This window comes from Sphingomonas adhaesiva (assembly GCF_036946125.1).
Classification (GTDB): domain Bacteria; phylum Pseudomonadota; class Alphaproteobacteria; order Sphingomonadales; family Sphingomonadaceae; genus Sphingomonas; species Sphingomonas adhaesiva_A.
The window spans coordinates 941,101-956,538 of record NZ_JAQIJT010000001.1; the positions used below are offsets into that span (position 1 = coordinate 941,101).

The window sequence follows — 15,438 nt, forward strand, 5'->3', positions numbered from 1 at the left end:
CATCCAGCGCGGTGCGATGCCGATGTTGAGATGCGCGGGAGCACGGTGTAGCCTTTTGCAGAGGTCTCGAACACGTCCGGGGTGACGGGTGGGTGGAGGCAGCGTGGCGAGCCTCAGGTGAGCAGCGCGAGCGCGTCGGTGTCGATCGCCTGCGCGCAGCCGCCGCGCGCCATGGCGAGGAACATCGCGTCGCCGCGTTCGGTCCGTTTGGTGCTGGCGCTGGCGAAGACCGCGGTGGAGACGCCCGACAGCAAGGTCAGGCGATAGTCGCGGTAGAGATCGTCATAGCCATAGTCGCGCACGCCGCGCGCGCGCAGCCGGTCGAGATAATAGTCGAGCAGGTGGCGCTCGTGGCGGCGGCGATCCTCGATCGAGAGGGCGAGGCCGAGGAAATAGGCGACGTCGACCGCGCCCTTGCCGATCGCGGGCGACTGCCAGTCGAGGATCGCGAGGCGATCGTGTCCGCCGTTCGCGTCGAACAGCATGTTGTCGAGGCGGAAATCGCCGTGGGTGAGCGTGAAGGGGCCCTCCGGCGCGGCCATCGCGACGTGGATGCGCGCGGCATAATCGTCGCACACCGCCATATATTCGGGCTCCAGCACGCCGTCGTAGCGGCGGTGGAACTCGGCGAGGCAGTCGGGAAACACCTGCAACACGACATCGCGCGCGGCGCTGGTGTCGAGGAAGTCGTGGGCGCGCAGGGTGTCGTCGTTCCAGCGCGGGGCGTGGAGCGCGGCGGCCTGCTCCATCGCGGCCTCGGCATCGGCGAGGTCGCAGCCGGTGAGCTGGTTGCCCGGGCGTGCGGGGGTCAGATCCTCCAGCAACAGTGCGAAGCTGCCGTCGCTCGCGTCATAATCGGCGACGTGGCAGCGCGGCGTGCGCACCGCGACGGTGTGCGCCAAGTGGCGGTAGAAACCGACCTCGCGCGCGTAGAGGCCGAAGTCGCGCCCGGTGGCGCGGCTGACCGGATCGGCGGCGGCGAACTTGCCGACGAAGCTGGCGGGCGCGCCCTCGTCGCGGTCGTAGGTGACGGCGAAGCGGATCGAATCGCCGAGCATCCCGACCCCGACCGCCTTCGCTTCGACCGCGACCACGCGCGCGTCGCGGATCGTGCCCGCGGTGCGCAAGTGCTGCGTCAGCCAGTCCGCATCGACCGCGCGGGCCTCCAGCGCCGCGCTCATCGCCGGCCTCCGTCGCAGCGCACCACGGTGCCGGTGACGAAGGAGGACGCGGGGCTGGCCATCCACAAGGCGGTGGTCACGATCTCCTCGGGCCGTCCGGGGCGGCCGAGCGCATTGGCCGCGCGCTCGCGGGCCTCCTCGGTCCAGGCCTTGGCGATGTCGGTCAGGAAGGGGCCGGCGGCGATCGCGTTGATGCGGACGCTGGGCGCATATTCCGCCGCCATGCCGACGACCATGGCGTTGAGCGCGGCCTTCGCCCCGGCATAGGCGACGACCGCGGGCATCGGCTCCAGCGCGGCGATCGAGGAGGTGGCGATGACGCTGCCGCCGTGCCCACGCGCCATGCGATCGGCGATGTTGGCGATCAGGCGGAAGGGCCCCTTGAAGTTCAGCGACACGACGCTGTCGAACAGCGCCTCGCTCACCTCGTGGCTGGGGGTCATCGGCCCCATGCCGGCGTTGGCGACCAGCAGGTCGACGCGCCCGAACTCGCGCCACGCGCGCTCGGCCAGCGCGTCCATCTCCTCCCAGCGGCCGGCGTGCGCAGGCATCGCGGCGGCGCGGCGACCCCTGGCGCGGACCTCGTCGGCGACCGCCTCGCACGCGTCGGCCTTGCGGCTGGAGATGATGACGTCGGCGCCGGCATCGGCGAAGGCCAGCGCCATCTGACGCCCCAGCCCGCGCGATCCGCCGGTGACGAGCGCGACCTGACCCGACAGGTCGAACAGGGGGTGGCGCCGGGGGTGGGGCATGGCTTTTCCTCTCCGCTGCGCCGCGTTGCGCGGGGTCGCCGTAACTCCTGTTATGCACATTGCGGCGGGAACGCCAACCCGGTCGTGCGCGCTGTCGGCGCATGACCGGACGGGTGAAGCGCAAGGCGGGGCTGGCGGAGGCGGCGGCCCGGGCGGCGGCGACACGCGACGCGCCCGCCGCCTGCGCCTTGTGCGGGCGACCGCTGGGGCTGCGGGTCGAGTGGCATCACGTCGTCCCGCGCAGCGAGGGCGGGGTGAAGACCGCGCCGCTGCATCCGATCTGCCACCGTGCGCTGCATGCCGCGGCGGACAATGCGACGCTGGCACGCGCCGGAACGCTGGAGGCGGTGCGCGAATGGCCCGCGATCGCGCGGTTCCTGCGCTGGGTCGCGGGCAAGCCGGCCGACTTTCACGCACCGACACGCCGCGGCCGGTGATGTGGCGACGATGCGGCAGGGACGCCGCATCGCTGCCATAATGACACGATGTCGTTCATGCAGGCGACAGAAACCGTGGCGGAACGGCAACAGGTGCGACCCCGATCGCGATCATTGTGCGTTTGCGAGCAACCAAGCCCGACGAGCGCGGTTAGCGCAGTCCAAGCCCGGCCCTGCGGTGCGGCAGATCGGGCGACAACAGTAAAGATTTGAGGGATCGTATGCGTAAGCTCGTTCTTGCGGCCGTTGCCGCTTCGGCCGCGTTCGTGGCCACCCCGTCGCTGGCGCAGGACATGGCGTCGGACACCGGCACCACCGCCACCGCACCCGATGGCACCCGCGCGTTCGGGATCGAGCCGTATTTCGGCATCCGCGGCGGCTGGGAGGAATTTTCCAAGGACAGCGTCCCCGGCGCGCCGATCGGCGACAAGCTGAACGGGTCGCTGGTCGAGGGTCTGCTGGGCGTCAACGTTCCGCTCGGCGCGTTCTTCGTCGGTGCCGAGGGCAATGTCGCCAAGGGCGTGTCGGGCGACATCGACTGGCAGTATGGCGCCGCCGGCCGCTTCGGCCTGCGTGCCGGCGAAAGCGGCATGATCTACGGCAAGGTCGGCTACCAGTGGGTGAACTTCGACAAGCGCGTCGACACCAACCAGGACTTCCACGACGTGACCTACGGCGTCGGCTTCGAGGTGGGGCCGAAGGAGATCGGTCTGGGCGGCATCACCGGCAATTCCGGCGTGCGCCTGCGCGGCGAGGTGTCGACCTTCGGCTGGACCAACAGCTTCCGTCCGACGCTGGGCATCATCGCCCATTTCTGACGAACCCGTTCCGGTCGCCCGGCACGTTCCGGGCGACCGGCCGCACCAGTGGCGTTTCGTGCGGGCAAACAAAGGGGGGCGGTGCCGTGTGGCACCGCCCCCCTTTTCATTGGGGTCGGCCGATCAGTCGTTCGCCACCCGACCAGTTCCCTGGCCCGTGACGAGGACATCGCCGTCGGCACCGAAGCTGGCCGCGGGCAGGGTCGATACCTGACGCCCGACCGCGACGTCGACCGCCTCCACCCGACCCTGCGCATCGCGGCGCACCTGCTGGACCCGACCGACCAGCCGGCCGCGCGCATCCTCGATCCGGGCGCCGGGGGCGAGCGCCTGCGGCGAGGCGGCGTCGAGCGAGACGAGGCCGTTGCCGCTCGCCGTGCCCGAGGCCCCGTCGTTGCCCGCGCTGCCCGTGCCCGAGCCCGTGCCCGACGCGGTGCCGGAGACGGCACCGGCCAGCCCGCGCGCGGTGCCGGCGGCATTGCCCGCGGTGTCGCGCGCGCGGCCTGCGACCGCCTGTGCCCGATCGCGTGCGGTGCCGGCCGCCGTCGTCGCACGGTCGCGCACGCGGCCCGCGGTGTCGCGGACCGCATCGGTGCCGATCAGCTGCGCATCGAGCGCCGCCGACCCGCGGCCCGATCCGGCCGCGCTGCCCGATCCGGACAGCGGGGCGCCCAGCGCCTGCGTCTCGTTCGTCAGCCCGGCGACCGCGCTGCCGGTGGCGTCACCGCCGGCGCTGACCTTGCCGCTGCGGCGATCGATGCTGCGGCGGGTCTGGACGTCGCCGCCGACGTCGCGGCCGGTGCGCGTCGTGCTACGCGCGGTATCGCGCACGCGATCGGTGCCGCGCTCGAGGGTCGGGCGGAGCGAGCCCATCGTGGTGCCCATGCCGCCACCGCCGAGGCTGCCGCCCAGACCGCCCGCGAGTCCGCCGCCCAGGCCACCACCGCCGCCGAGCAGCTGCGCCTGGGACGGGATCGCCGCGAGCATCGCCAGCGTCGCACTGGCGAGGAAGAGGGCTTTCATCGTTCGTCTCCTTCTTTCGAATGCTCGCGCACCGCTTGCGATGCGCGTCGAAAGGACAACGGAGGCCAATTTCGGTTTAATCCCGTCCGCTGCGATTTTTTTTCCAGTCAGACCTTAGAGCGTGATGACGTGATGTTGACCCGTCGGGACGGAGCGGAATGTCGTTCGTGGATAGGAGCGAGGAGGGAACGGGGCTTTGCCCCCGTGACTGACGAGGGACGACGCCACGAACGACATTCCGCCCGCCGCAAAGCGGTTGTCCTGAGCCGCCCGCCGGACGACGTCGCGCCGCTGGCACGGGCTACCAGCCCGCGCTGCACGTCGCTCCTCGCCGACGAACGGCTCAGGACAATCACGACGGGTCAACATCATGTCATCACGCTCTAGCGCGGCGGCGTGCGGCAGTCGGTGCACAGGATGCCGCGACCCGTGGCGCGACCGCCGCGCTGCGCCTCGCGGTCGAGCGCGGCGAGCGCGCGGTCGAGGTCGGGCAGGTGCGCGGCGAGGCGGGCGGCGACGAACGGGGCGGCGAAGGAGGTGCCGCGCACGCTGCGGGCGCGGCCGTTCCGGTCGAGCGCGAGCAGGTCGGCGCCCGGCGCGGCGTAATCGAGCTTCGTCGCGTGCCCGGCCTCGATCAGGGGGCGCCCGCGGGCGTCGACGCCGGTGACGGCCAGCGCCTGCGGGTAGGAGGCGGGATAGGCGGGGGGCGCGGCGGGGCCGTCGTTGCCGACCGCGGCAACGACGATCGTCCCGCGCCGGCGTGCCGCCGCGACGACGCGCGCCAGCAGCGGGTTGGCGGGGCCGACGAGGCTGACGACCGCGACCGGCACCTGCTCGCGCGTCAGCCAGGCGAGCGCGCGCGCGATCGCGACCGCGTTGCCGCCCGCGGGGTCGCTGCCATAGACGTCGGCGACAAGGAGCGCGGCGCCGGGCGCGCTGGCACGGATGCCGCCGCCGCCGGTGAGCAGCGAGGCGATAGCGGCGGCGTGGTCGTTGGGGCGCGGCGCGCCGGCGGCGAATGCCTGTTGCCGGATCAGGCCGGGCGTGCCGGCGCGCACCCCGCCGTCGATGAGGCCGATCCGTGCGCCGCCTGGCGCAGCGGGGGGCGCGGCCATGGCGAGGGTCGTCGTGCCGAGCGCACCGCCGGGGAAGTGGAGCGGGTCGGCGCTGACCTCGCGTCCGGGCGCCAGCGCGCGCAGACGGGGCAGCGCACGGTCGACCGACTGGCCCTGCGGCGTGCGAAAGCGGGCATAGCCGATGCCGAGATCGCCCAGATCCTCGCGGGCGATCAGGCGGAAACCCTGCGCCTGTGCCGCGGCGACGACGGTGTCGTCGGGGTCGACGACGACCAGTTCGCCCGCGCGGACCGCGTCGCCCGCGCGGTCGATTTCGATGCGGTCGGGATAGCGCCGCGCTAGGTCGCGGACACGGCGCAGCTGGTCGCGTGCGAGGGAGCGCGCGTCCGACAGCGTCGCCTCCACGGGAGAGAGCGTCTGCGCGACGCCGCTTAGCGTGCGCCCGACGACGCCCCCCAGCGGCGGGACGAGCTGCGCGGCGGCGGCGGCCGGCAGCGCCAGCAGCATGGCGGCGGCGAGGAGAGGACGGGGAGGGCGCATCATCGGAGGCGTTTTAACCCGGATCGCATTCGTGTCATGCTGGATGAAACGGCGCGGGCGGTTCGTTTCATCCAGGAAAGGCGGGGTATCGGTGCCGGGATCGTCGAGCTTCACGGACGAATTGCTGACGCTGATACCGCGCCTGCGCCGCTTCGCGCACGCGCTGGCACGTGACGGTGCCGATGCCGACGACCTGTTGCAGGCGTCGGTCGAGCGCGCGCTGGTGCGGCAGGATCAGTGGCAGCCGGGCACCCGGCTCGACAGTTGGATGTACCGGATCATGCGCAACCTGTGGATCGATACCGCGCGCGCCACGCGGCGCCGCAGCGAGACGTTCGTCCCGCCCGACGCGGGGGAGGAGGTGGGCGCGATGGGCGAGCAGGAGGCGAGCGTGGAACTGCACCACGTGATGCGCGCGATGCAGACGCTGCCCGCCGAACAGCGCGAGGCGGTCGCCCTCGTGGTGGTGGAGGGCTTCGCCTACAAGGAGGCGGCCGAGATCCTGGACGTGCCGATCGGCACGCTCACCTCGCGGCTGGTGCGCGGGCGCGAGGCCCTGATGACGCGACTGGGAGAAGCGGCATGACGATCGAGCCGGAGACCCTGATGGCCTATGCCGATGGCGCGCTGGACCCGATCGCGGCGAAGCGCGTGGAGCGTGCCATCGCGGAGGATCCGCGGCTGGGCGAGGACGTGGCACGCCACCGCGCGCTCGCGGCGCGGCTGCGCGGCGGGCTGGCGCCGGCGGCGACGGTCCCCGATGCGATCGCGCGGAGGCTGGCGGATGCGGGCAAGGTGACGCCGCTGCGCCGCCCGGAGCGTGCGCCGATGCGGCGCTGGGCAAGGAACTGGGCAGGCGGCGGGGCGGTCGCGGCCAGCCTGCTGGTCGGCGCGATGGTCGGGCAGATGCTGCCGCGCGACACGGGAGCGATCGCGCTGGACGATGGGCGCGCGGTGGTGCGCGGCGACATCGCGCGGGCGCTCGACACGCAACTGGCCTCCACCCAGCCGGCGGATGCGCCGGTACGCGTCGGCCTGACGTTCCGCGACGCCGGGGGGGCGCTCTGCCGCACCTTCGAGCGGCAGGCGGTGGCGGGGATCGCCTGCGCCGCCCGCGACGGCTGGGGCGTGGCGCGGCTGTACGGCGGGGCAGCGCAGGAGCGCAGCGAGTTCCGGCAGGCCGCATCGGCGCAGGCGGCAATGATGGCGGATGTCGACGCGATGGCGAAGGGTGATCCGATGGACGCCGCCGCAGAACGGAAAGCGCTGGCGGAGTTGAGATCGGATCGCGACTGATTATCATCTTCACGACTTCGGCCGTGCGAAGGGCGTGTTCCGGCGTGAAACACGCCATCGGCCGCATACTTTAGCTTCATATATCGCGGTTATCATCGCAACCTTCCGGAAGGATTGGGGGATGCGGTGCTGCGGTCGTCGATCGGGACTATTGTCGGTGCGCTGACACTGCTGATGGCGGTGCCCGCCTCCGCGCAGGACGAGGATCCGGCGGAGCCCGCGGTCGCGTTCAACCTGCGCTACAAGGCGGATGTGCTGGGCGTGGTCCATGGCGGGGTGCGCAAGGGCGTGCGCTATCTCGACAATCTGGACGCGACGATGGCGGTCGATCTGGAGCGGGTGGCGAAGCTGTCGAACACCCGCGCCTTCGTCTATCTGCTCTACAACAACGGCACCAGCTTCTCGCCCGCGCTGGCGGGCGATGCGCAGATCGTGTCGAACATCGAGACCGGCGTGCAGGCGGTGCGATTGTACGAGGCATGGATCGAACACGGCGACGAGCGGCTGGCGGCGCGGGTCGGGCTGTACGACGTCAGCAGCGAGTTCGACATGCTCGAATCCTCGGCGATGTTCGTCAACAGCGCGTTCGGGACCGGGACCGACCTGTCGCAGACGGGCAATAACGGACCGTCGATCTTCCCGGTGACGGCGCCGGGCGTGCGCCTGCAGGGCATGATCGGCGAGCATCTGACGCTGCGCGGCGCGGTGCTGGAGGGGACGCCCGGCGATCCCCGTCATCCGGGGCGCACCGTGATCGCGCTACAGCCGCGTGACGGCATCTTCGCGATCGCGGAGGCGGACGTGCATGCCGGGACGGCGCGGCTGATCGCGGGGACGTGGCGCTATACCGCCAAGTTCGAGATCCAGCGCGGACCCGATGACGGCGAGACCGGGCGGGAGCCGGCGATGGGCACCGGCAACGCGGGCGTCTACATCCGCGGCGAGGCGCAGGTGGCGGGGAACGAGGAACGCTCGCTCGCCGCGTTCTTCCGGCTGGGCACCGCGGCGGGGCGCTTCAACCTGTTCGACCATTTCGGCAGCGTCGGCGTCAATGCGCGCGGGCTGTTCGAACGCGAGGGGCAGGGCGAGCTGGGCGTCGGCATCGCGCACGCGAGAACCTCCGCGCTGACGCGGTCGGTGACGCCCGATACCGCGCTGGGCGAGACGGCGTTCGAACTGTCCTATCGCACGAAGCTGACGCCGCATCTCGCGGTCCAGCCGGACGTGCAATATATCATCGATCCGTCGGGCAGCACGCGGCAGCGCGACGTGCTGGTGGTGGGTATCCGCTTCGACGCGATCCTGCGACCCTGACATACCCGGGCCTTTGCAAAACAGGTGCAACGGCATCGGGTCCACGCCGTGCTCCTGCGCAGGCAGGAGCCCAGGGCCCAGCAGGACAACGCCTTATGGGACCTGTAACTCCGGGCTCCTGCCTTCGCAGGAGCACGGTGTCGCCTCTTGCAAAGGTCCCGCGACGATCGGGGAGGGGAACGGGTCCCGGTCGATGCGGGATGGCGGACCGGACTGCGTCCGCCATCCCGTTCGGGCCGGTATCAGAAGAAGGAATAGTCGCCCGCGGTCAGCTTGTTGGTGCCGTCCGCCATCTGGACCAGCAGCTGGCCCGCCACGCCGGCGTCGGTGACCACGCGGTAGATCTGCGTGGTGGCGTTGCCGCCCAGGTCGCGGACATATTCCAGCCGCGCGGTCGCGCCGAAGCCGGTGAAGGACAGGAAGTCCTGCTCCCCGGTGCCGCTGGTGCCCGCGCCGTGGAAGTCGATGACGTGGTCGAACTGTCCGCCGTTGGCGGCGGGGTCGGCGAGATCGCCCGCCAGGAACACGAACGTGTCGTTGCCCGCACCGCCGTGGACGCGATCCGCCCCGGTGCCGCCGCGGATCGTATCGTTGCCGGCACCGCCGCGCAGGCGATCCGCCCCCGCCCCGCCGAACAGCGTATCGGCGAAGGCCGAGCCGGTGACCGCATCGTCGCCCGCGCCCGCATTCACGGTCACCGCCCGTGCCGCCCGCGCGTAGCCGACGTCGTCCGCGCCGCCGCCCAGCACGATCGCGGCATCGACGCGGAAGCGGGCCAGCGTCGGATCGTGATCGCTGACCGGATCGGCGAAGCCGGTGTTGAGATGGACGATGTCGAACTGCGAATCCGCCGCCAGCCCGGAGGAGGCGAGGATGTGGTCGAGCTGCTGCGAATTGCCCTCGAAGATGGTGGTGTAGCGTTCCTCGGGCGACAGCTGACGCGTCAGGTTCGTCAGGCTGCCGTTCTGCTCCAGCACGGTGAGCGACTGTTCGAAGTAGAAGCCGTTGAAGTCGCCCGCGACCGCGATCTTCGCATTCGGGTCGGCGAGCTGGAGCTTCTGGATATAGGCCGCGAGCGCCGCGCTCTGATCGTTGCGGACCTGCTCGCCCGCGTTCGCCGGCGGCTGCACCGCGCCGAACAGCGGGTCGCTGCCGATGCGCGCCTGGTTGTGGACCGCGACCGTGGTCACCGTCTGGCCGTTGAAGGTGAAGTCCGCGACCAGCGGCTTGCGGCTGTTGCGGAAGGCGTCGCCGTTCGAAAGGTCGGGATCGGCGACCAGCCGCGCGCTGCCGTCGACATAGCCGACGCGGTCGGTGTTGTAGAGGAAGCCGTTGCGGATGTTGCCGTTGTTCTGCCCGCCGTTGGTGTTGGCGACGGTCGGCGCGACCTCGACATAGGCGTAGCGCGGGCCGCCGGCGGCGACGATCGCGTCGATCAGCTTCTGCGCGCTGGCGGTGCCGGTCAGGTCGGTGCCGTTTCCGGGACCGTCATTGTCCTGCACCTCGACCAGCGCGACGATGTCGGGCGCCTTCAGATTGTTGGCGATGTCGCTGGCACGCTGATCGATGTCGGCCTGCGGCGCGACCGCGCTGAAATTCTCGATATTGTATTCGGCGAAGGTCAGGTGGTCGCCATCGCCGACCAGCGCCGTCGTCTCGCGCGGGGGGATCGCGGTCGACGTGGTGTTCTGGATCGAGGTGGCGATCAGCTCGTAATTGCCGCCGAAATAGTGGATGACGCCGGTCACGTCGCCCAGTCTGTCGCCCATGACGTAGTTCGGGCTGAAGTTCGCCAGCACGCCCGAGTCGACATAGACCTGGATCCGCTCCGGGTTGAAGTCGGCGGTGACGATGTCCCCGCCGGTCAGCGTGATGCCGCCGCGGCCGTTGACGCCCGTCGCGCCGATGCCGCCGTCCGCGATGACCCAGGTCGAGCCCCCGCTGCTGGGCGCGACCGCGGTCGCGCCGTGGATGGTGACGACCATGCCCTCCAGCGCCTCGTAGAAATCGGCGCCGTCGGTCTGCGGATCGAAGCTGGAGAAGCCGTCGTTCTCGATGACGGAGGTCGGCGGCAGCAGCTTGCCCGCGCCGATCTCCGTCGCGGTGACGGTGCCCAGCGGGGCGGCGAGCGTGGTGATGACCGGCGCGGTCAGCTGCGTCACCGGCAGGTTGGTGGCGATGCCGGCGGTATATTCGTTGACCACGCCCTGCACCTGCACCGACTGGCCGACCGTGACGGTCGGCGCCGCGCCGGTGAAGACGAAGATCGCGTCCGATGTCCGCGCGTTGCCGTCGCCGTTCGGGTCCTGCATCCAGAAGCCGCGCGAGCCGGTGGTGTCGATCGCGGTGACCACGCCCTGTGTCAGGACGGTGGCGCCGACGAACTCGGACACGTGCCGCTCGCCCTGGATGGTGCCGATCGCGATCTGCTGAAGCGGATTGGCGACGGTGAAGTCGATCGGGTCGCCCGCGGTGCCCGCATAGGCGTTCTTCGCGACGTCGACGAGCACGCCGGAGGCGACCTGCACCTGATAGCGGACGCCGCCGGCGAGGTCCGCGGCGGGGTTGATCGTCACGGTGCTGCCCGAAATGGTCACCTGGCCGGTGTCGCCCACCGCGATGGTGCGGGTATCGCCATTGTCGCCGGCCAGCACGATGTCGCCGGTGCCGGCATAGACCGGCTCCGAAAAGCGCAGGACGATGTTCGCGTCGGTCGCCACGCCCGCGGCGTCGTCCGCCGGGGTTGAGCCGGTCAGCGTCGGCGCGACGGTGTCGCTGACGCCGCCCGCGACCGAGGTGACGCGGATGTTGTCGACACCGACCCATTCGTCGCTGCCGGTCGCGTTGGACGTGGCGAAGCGGATCTGGATCTGGCTCTGCCCGTCGAGCGCGGAGGGAAGCGCGATGTCGGGATAGTTCACCGACTTCGTCAGCGAGGGTCCGTCGGACGCGTCGACGACATATTGCAGCGTGGTCCAGGTGCCGCCGTCGCCGACGCGATACTGGACGGCGAAGCTCTGCGACGCGTTGTCGGCGGTCGAATCCACGTCGCGCAGGTCGAACGACAGCGTCAGGCCCGACCGGCCGGTGGCGTCGAGATGCAGGACGAGGCTGGGGGAATCCGCGGTGCCGGAGCCCTGCAGCGCGACGATCGGATCGGCGAGCGACTGGAACACGCCCACGCCGCCGCTGGTGCTGGCGACGTTGCTGCCGAGGATCACCGCGTCGATGTTGCCGAGATCGGTGATGGTGGTCGAATTGGCGGGGACCGCGTTCGCGCTGGTCGAGCTGGAGACATCGCCGAGATAGCCGACCCAGTAAGGGGCCTTGCTCCAGTCGTCGGCGGCGACGTTCGCGGCCGTCGTGCTCCAATCCTCGAAGAAGTCGCTGTCGCCGAGCTTGAAATAGCGCGTGTATTCCGGCGTCGTCACCATGGTCTATGCCCCGTCCCGATAGGTATCCCCCGGCGACTATGAGCGCCAGATGACAGGTTCGCGACAGCGATCTGCATCCTGGCGCGTCGGTTCGTCGCATCGTCGTCCCGCAGGGGGACGGGCCCGCGTCCACCGATCCGGGTAGCGAAAGGGCGCGTGGTTAACGGGTTGTTCGCCGTCCTCGCGTATCGGGCGGGCGATCCATCGGCGATGAACGGGACAGGCGTGGCGATTTTCTACGATGCCAGCGGACGGCGCGGGCGGCGGGTGCGGATGCTGGTGATCGTCGCGGCGGCGGTGCCGGCGCTGCTGCTGGCGCTGCTGGCGGCCGCGGTGCTGCGCCCGATGGCGGCGGCGGCCCCGCGCTTCGCCGCGGCCGCCGATGCGCCGCGCGGGCTGACCCCGGCCGGGGTCGCGGTGGAGCGCGGCGCCTGGCTGCCCGGGGCGGCGGGCGGCACGCTGACCGGGGGCACGATGGGCTTCTACATGCCGTGGGACGATGCCTCGCGCCGGTCGCTGGAGGCGCATGTCGGCGAGCTGGAATGGCTGGTCCCCGGGCTCGCCACCGTCACCGGGGCGGATCATCGCTTCGTGGCGGAGGGGGACGAGCATCTGCGGAGCGTGCTGGCGCGCGCGCCGAAGCGACCGCGCGTGCTGCCGATGGTGCAGAATGCGGCGGCGGACGGGTCCTGGGACGGTGCGGGGACCGCCGCGCTGCTCGCCGACGCCGCGGCGCGCCGGCGGCTGGCCGGGCAGATCGAGGCGCTGGTCGCGCAGGAGAAGGGTGCGGGCGTGCTGCTCGACCTGGAAAGCCTGCCGGCGAGCGCGCAGCGCGACTATCGCACCTTCCTCGGCGAATTGCGCGCGCGGTTCCGGCCGAAGGGGTGGGTGGTGACGCTGGCGGTGCCGGTGGCCGATCCGGACTGGGACATGGCGGCGATCGCCCGGGTCGCGGACCGGCTGGTGCTGATGGCCTATGACGAACATTGGATGGGGGGCGAGCCGGGACCGATCGCGTCGCAGCCGTGGTTCGCGCGCGTGGTCGACGCCGCGGTGCGGCAGGTGGGCGCGGACAAGGCGATCGTGGCGATCGGCAGCTATGCCTATGATTGGGTGGGCCAGGGAACCGCCCGCCGGACGACGCCGCTGAGCATCGCCGACGCCTGGGCGCTGGCGGCGCGCGCGGGGGTGGTGCCGACGTTCGATGCCGCGAGCGGCAACAGCCGGTTCGCCTACCGCGCGGACGGGCAGGATCATCAGGTGTGGCTGCTCGACGCGATGAGCGCGGCCAACCAGATGGCGGTCATCCGTCGCACCGGCGCCGCGGGCGTCGCGCTGTGGCGGCTGGGCAGCGAGGATCCCGGCGTGTGGAACGCGCTGTCGGACGCCACCCGCCCCGACATGGCCGCGCTGCCGGCGCCGGCGGGGATCGCGGTCAGCGGACACGGCGAGATCATGCGGATCGCGGGCGAGGCGACCGATGGCGCGCGCGCGGTGCGCTGGGACGGGGCGCTGATCCGCGCGGCGCATTATGCGCGGCTGCCGCAACCCGACCGGGTGGAGCGCACGGGCGCGCATCGCAGGCTGGTGGCGCTGACGTTCGACGACGGACCGGACCCGGCGTGGACGCCCGCGATCCTGGACGTGCTGGCGCGCGAGAAGGCGCCGGCGACCTTCTTCGTCACCGGCGCCAATGCGCTGGGGCAGGGCGACTTGCTGCGGCGGATCGTCGCGCAGGGGAGCGAGCTGGGCAATCATTCCACCTCGCACGCCGATCTGTCGAAACGCTCCGAGGGCGCGATCGCGCTGGAGCTGAAGGCGACCGAGCGGCTGGTCGAGGCCTATACCGGGCGCGCGATGACGCTGTTCCGTCCGCCGTTCCTGGGCGATGCCGATCCCGACCGCCGCGAAGAGCTGCACGCGACGCGGGTCGCGGCGCGGCTGGGCTATTGGACGGTCGGGCTGAACGTCGACCCGCTCGACTGGCAGGGCCCCGCGGCGGCGACGATCGCGGCGCGCACCATCGCGAAGGTCGAGGCGGGAACCGCGACGCGGCCGGCGCAGATCGTCCTGCTCCACGATTCGGGCGGCGACCGGACGCAGACGATTCTTGCGCTGCCGCTCATCATCCGGGGACTGCGGATGCGCGGTTACGAGCTGGTCGGCGTCTCCAGGCTGGCGGGGGTGTCGCGCGACGAGGTGATGCCGGTGCTGGCTGCGGGCGAAGCGGGCAGCGCGGCGGGGACGCGCGGGCTGTTCGAGACGCTGGCGTGGCTGCGCGATGCGGGGGCGATGCTCTTCGCCGCGATCATCGCGATCGGGATCGCGCGCGCGCTGGCGCTGACCGCGCTCGCGCTGTGGCGGCGGCGTCGCGAGGTGGAGCCGGTCGCGGCACCGCATCTGGTGCCCAATTTCGTCACCGTGCTGATCCCCGCGTTCAACGAGGCGCGCGTGATCGAGGCGTCGGTCCGCCGGATCCTGTCCAGCCGGGGGCCGCGCATCGAGGTGATCGTGATCGACGACGGGTCGACTGACGGCACCAGCGACGTCGTCGCCGCCGCGTTCGGGATCGACCCGCGCGTCCGGCTGCTGACGCTGGCGAACGGGGGCAAGGCGCGTGCGCTCAACATCGCGCTCGCACGCGCCAAGGGCGACGTGGTGATCGCGCTCGACGCCGATACGCAGTTCGAGGACGATACGATCGCGAAGCTGACGCGCTGGTTCGCGGACCCCGCGATCGGCGCGGTCGCGGGCAATGCGAAGGTGGGCAACCGCACCACGCTGATCGCGCGCTGGCAGGCGCTGGAATATGTCACCGCGCAGAACCTGGAGCGGCGCGCGCTTTCCGCGCTGGGGGCGGTGACGGTGGTGCCGGGCGCGGTCGGCGCGTGGCGGCGCACCGCGCTGGACGCGGTCGGCGGCTATCCCGAGGACACGCTGGCGGAGGACCAGGACCTGACCATCGCGATCCAGCGCGCCGGGTGGCGGGTCGCGTGCGACAATGACGCGATCGCCTGGACCGAGGCGCCGGAGACGGTGCGCGCGCTGTTCAAGCAGCGGTTCCGCTGGGCGTTCGGGACGCTGCAATGCCTGTGGAAGCACCGCGCGCTGATGGGGCGGCGCGGCGGACTGGGGCGCGTCGGATTGCCGCAGGCGGTGCTGTTCCAGTTCCTGTTCACGCTGGCCGCGCCGCTGATCGACGTGGCGCTGTTGCTGAGCATCGGCGGCACCGCCTGGCGCGTGCAGGATCGCGGCTGGGACGCGGCGGGGGGCGATGCGCTGGCGATGGCGGGATTCTGGGCGGCGTTCGCGGCCGTCGACCTGGCGTGCGGATGGATCGCGTTCCGGCTGGACGGGCGCGAGGAGCGCTTCCCCGCGCTCCGGCTGCTGATGCAGCGGTTCGGCTATCGCCAGCTGCTGTACGCGGTGGTGCTGCGCGCGATCTATGTCGCGGCGACGGGGCCGAAGGTGGGCTGGGGCAAGCTGGAGCGGACCGGGAGCGTCGCGGTCGCGCCGGTATCAGAGCCCGCGACCTTAACCTATCCGCAGGCAATCGCGGCCTAGCGT

Annotated in this window: 11 protein-coding genes; 6 read left to right on the forward strand and 5 right to left on the reverse strand. The window is 71.5% G+C overall.

The window, feature by feature from the left end; genetic code table 11:
- Positions 1-113: 113 nt before the first annotated feature.
- On the reverse strand, positions 114-1,181 hold the full coding sequence (locus PGN23_RS04565; protein ID WP_335301645.1) for a phosphotransferase: 1,068 nt from the start codon (positions 1,179-1,181) through the stop codon (positions 114-116).
- Positions 1,178-1,933, reverse strand: coding sequence for an SDR family NAD(P)-dependent oxidoreductase (locus tag PGN23_RS04570; protein ID WP_335301646.1), 756 nt, complete (start codon positions 1,931-1,933; stop codon positions 1,178-1,180). The genes PGN23_RS04565 and PGN23_RS04570 overlap by 4 nt, the downstream gene beginning before the upstream one ends.
- Before the next feature lie 113 nt (positions 1,934-2,046).
- Here PGN23_RS04570 and PGN23_RS04575 point away from each other — a divergent pair, with 113 nt between their 5' ends.
- Both PGN23_RS04575 and PGN23_RS04580 read left to right on the forward strand, forming a co-directional pair.
- On the forward strand, positions 2,047-2,370 hold the full coding sequence (locus PGN23_RS04575; protein WP_335301647.1) for an HNH endonuclease: 324 nt from the start codon (positions 2,047-2,049) through the stop codon (positions 2,368-2,370).
- Positions 2,371-2,591: 221 nt separating this feature from the next.
- Entirely contained in the window at positions 2,592-3,188 is a 597-nt protein-coding gene (locus PGN23_RS04580) for an opacity protein (RefSeq protein ID WP_335301648.1), read from the forward strand.
- Positions 3,189-3,311: 123 nt separating this feature from the next.
- Here the strand turns inward: PGN23_RS04580 and PGN23_RS04585 are convergent, their stop codons facing one another.
- Together PGN23_RS04585 and PGN23_RS04590 are read right to left on the reverse strand one after the other, a co-directional pair.
- Positions 3,312-4,211, reverse strand: a complete 900-nt coding sequence (locus PGN23_RS04585; protein WP_335301649.1) for a hypothetical protein — start codon at positions 4,209-4,211, stop codon at positions 3,312-3,314.
- Between the two features lie 383 nt (positions 4,212-4,594).
- Positions 4,595-5,830, reverse strand: a complete 1,236-nt coding sequence (locus PGN23_RS04590; RefSeq protein ID WP_335301650.1) for a S8 family serine peptidase — start codon at positions 5,828-5,830, stop codon at positions 4,595-4,597.
- 88 nt (positions 5,831-5,918) lie between these two features.
- Between PGN23_RS04590 and PGN23_RS04595 the strand changes: the two genes are divergently transcribed.
- The 3 genes from PGN23_RS04595 (at position 5,919) to PGN23_RS04605 (ending at position 8,437) form a co-directional block, all read left to right on the forward strand.
- Positions 5,919-6,413 (forward strand): RNA polymerase sigma factor, encoded by a 495-nt coding sequence (locus PGN23_RS04595; protein ID WP_335301651.1) that lies wholly within the window; start codon positions 5,919-5,921, stop codon positions 6,411-6,413.
- Positions 6,410-7,123 (forward strand): anti-sigma factor family protein, encoded by a 714-nt coding sequence (locus PGN23_RS04600; RefSeq protein WP_335301652.1) that lies wholly within the window; start codon positions 6,410-6,412, stop codon positions 7,121-7,123. The genes PGN23_RS04595 and PGN23_RS04600 overlap by 4 nt, the downstream gene beginning before the upstream one ends.
- A gap of 126 nt (positions 7,124-7,249) precedes the next feature.
- Positions 7,250-8,437, forward strand: a complete 1,188-nt coding sequence (locus tag PGN23_RS04605) for a carbohydrate porin (RefSeq protein ID WP_335301653.1) — start codon at positions 7,250-7,252, stop codon at positions 8,435-8,437.
- Positions 8,438-8,679: 242 nt separating this feature from the next.
- Here the strand turns inward: PGN23_RS04605 and PGN23_RS04610 are convergent, their stop codons facing one another.
- The gene (locus PGN23_RS04610) at positions 8,680-11,871 is read right to left on the reverse strand and encodes an Ig-like domain-containing protein (RefSeq protein ID WP_335301654.1); all 3,192 of its coding nucleotides are present in this window, start codon (positions 11,869-11,871) and stop codon (positions 8,680-8,682) included.
- Between the two features lie 210 nt (positions 11,872-12,081).
- Between PGN23_RS04610 and PGN23_RS04615 the strand changes: the two genes are divergently transcribed.
- Positions 12,082-15,435, forward strand: coding sequence for a glycosyltransferase (locus tag PGN23_RS04615; RefSeq protein ID WP_443019720.1), 3,354 nt, complete (start codon positions 12,082-12,084; stop codon positions 15,433-15,435).
- The last annotated feature ends 3 nt before the right edge of the window (positions 15,436-15,438 follow it).

Bases quoted from the DNA above. Each gene is read 5' to 3' on its own strand.
- PGN23_RS04585 (WP_335301649.1), bottom strand. From the start codon at position 4,211: ATGAAAGCCCTCTTCCTCGCCAGTGCGACGCTGGCGATGCTCGCGGCG.
- PGN23_RS04590 (WP_335301650.1), bottom strand. From the start codon at position 5,830: ATGATGCGCCCTCCCCGTCCTCTCCTCGCCGCCGCCATGCTGCTGGCG.
- PGN23_RS04610 (WP_335301654.1), bottom strand. From the start codon at position 11,871: ATGGTGACGACGCCGGAATACACGCGCTATTTCAAGCTCGGCGACAGC.
- PGN23_RS04615 (WP_443019720.1), top strand. From the start codon at position 12,082: ATGAACGGGACAGGCGTGGCGATTTTCTACGATGCCAGCGGACGGCGC.
- PGN23_RS04580 (WP_335301648.1), top strand. From the start codon at position 2,592: ATGCGTAAGCTCGTTCTTGCGGCCGTTGCCGCTTCGGCCGCGTTCGTG.
- PGN23_RS04600 (WP_335301652.1), top strand. From the start codon at position 6,410: ATGACGATCGAGCCGGAGACCCTGATGGCCTATGCCGATGGCGCGCTG.
- PGN23_RS04570 (WP_335301646.1), bottom strand. From the start codon at position 1,933: ATGCCCCACCCCCGGCGCCACCCCCTGTTCGACCTGTCGGGTCAGGTC.
- PGN23_RS04565 (WP_335301645.1), bottom strand. From the start codon at position 1,181: ATGAGCGCGGCGCTGGAGGCCCGCGCGGTCGATGCGGACTGGCTGACG.